Source organism: Sinomonas sp. G460-2 (assembly GCF_047759905.1).
In the GTDB taxonomy this organism is placed as follows: Bacteria; Actinomycetota; Actinomycetes; order Actinomycetales; family Micrococcaceae; genus Sinomonas.
The window spans coordinates 1-1,538 of record NZ_JBKZWT010000517.1 but is presented as its reverse complement, the minus strand read 5'-3'; the positions used below and the strand labels follow the sequence as shown (position 1 = coordinate 1,538).

General features: G+C 68.9%; 2 protein-coding genes. Both read right to left on the bottom strand.

Going from position 1 to position 1,538, the window contains the following annotated elements; all coding sequences use genetic code 11:
- The coding region (locus tag ACLN58_RS22050) for an MFS transporter (RefSeq protein ID WP_415857347.1) at positions 1-642 on the bottom strand (642 nt) is incomplete at its 3' end.
- A 204-nt stretch (positions 643-846) separates the two neighbouring features.
- The gene (locus tag ACLN58_RS22045; RefSeq protein ID WP_415857346.1) at positions 847-1,140 is read right to left on the bottom strand and encodes a DUF1540 domain-containing protein; all 294 of its coding nucleotides are present in this window, start codon (positions 1,138-1,140) and stop codon (positions 847-849) included.
- Between the last annotated feature and the right edge of the window lie 398 nt (positions 1,141-1,538).

The following is a 1,538-nucleotide window of genomic DNA, read 5'->3' as shown; positions in this document are numbered from 1 at the left end:
CGGATGCCGCCGTCGTTCGTTGGGCACGAACAGGCCCAGGACCGCGACGCCGATGATCGCGAAGGCGAGCGAGGCGATGAAGACCACCCGGTAGCCGTTGGGGATCGCAAGGAGGATCACGAACGCGAGCACCGGCCCGAGCGCGGCACCGACGGTGTCGAGCATGCGGTGCACCCCAAACGAGCGGCCGATGTGCTCGGGCTGCGCGGCGAACCTGATGAGGGCGTCCCGCGGCGCGGTGCGGATGCCCTTGCCGAAGCGGTCGACGGCGATGACCGCGGCCAGCGAGCCGAAGCCGTCCGCGATGAGCAACGCGACCCTCGCCACAGCGGACAGGCCGTAGCCGGCGAACGCGACCCATTTCTGGCTGCCCACGCGGTCGGCGGTCCACCCCGCAGCGATCCGGACCGTGGCGCTGATGCCTTGATAGAGCCCGTCCACGAAGCCGTAGGCGATCGTCGACAACCCCAGGGACGCCGTGATGTACAGGGGGAGGACCGAGGCCACCGACTCGGAGGAGACGTCGGTCAGCAGGCTCACCACGCCCAAGGCGAGGATCACGGGGGCCAGCTTGAACGGGGGAGCGGCACCCGTGCCGGGCTCGACCCTGCGGCCGCGCCAGTCCGAGAGGGAGAGATACATGCCAGCTCCGATCGCCGCCATCACCCATGCGGCGCCCCCGTCCGGGAGCGCCGGTGGATCAACTCTCCCAAGCCTTGGCGATCGGCTGCCACACTTGCCTGTACTCGAATCGTGGCGTTCGCGCAGACTCGGTCAGACAAGTAGTCGGCGGCTCGCCGGGCGGGTCGTTCCGCCCGGGGCTGGCTAGGCTCTACAGCTGGGCGCTCAGGGGTGCTCGTAGCTGAGGCAGTCCGCGGCGTCCGCGCCGGGGCCCACCCGCACGTCGTGCGCATTGCACATGAGGTGGTCGTTGTGCACGCACTCGCTGCGCTGGCAGGCTCCGACGTGCGCGAGCACCTTCGGCAGGCCACCGAGCGCGGAAGTGTCGATGAAGGTCCCGCAGCTCGCGTGGTCCGCGGTGCCCGCGACCGTGATGGCGTAGGCGTTGCATTCGTGCTCGTGGTTGAACGCGCAGTTGTCAACGGAACAGGTCGATACTTCCGTCACCTGAAGCGTCATGGCTCTCTCCTCAGCTCGACTGGCAGTGAACAGGACCCTACGCCCGGTTGTCGCCGCGCCGGGAGGGGTGAATACCGCACAGTTTCGTTGCTGATCGGCTTGGAGCAGCGACCCGGCCACTCAACCGTCCCTCACCATCGCTGAACCGTCCGTACGAGGCATGACCGTTTGCTTCCACGGACGGTCATGCCTTTTGGGGACGGTTGGGCCGAGAAAACGGACGGTTGAGTCGGCTCTCTAGTGCAGCGGTGGGAGCGGGTTAGGGCAGCGGCGAGAGCGGGCTCAGGGGCTGGGGGAGGCTCGTGGGCAGCTGCGGAAGCGGCACCGGCAGCGACGGAGCACCCAGGCTCGGCAGCGGGAGGGCCTTCTGCGAGGACGTGGGCGCTGGCTCCGCCGGT

Excerpts from the sequence above, each read along its gene's own strand:
- ACLN58_RS22045 (WP_415857346.1), bottom strand. The coding sequence starts at position 1,140 with ATGACGCTTCAGGTGACGGAAGTATCGACCTGTTCCGTTGACAACTGC.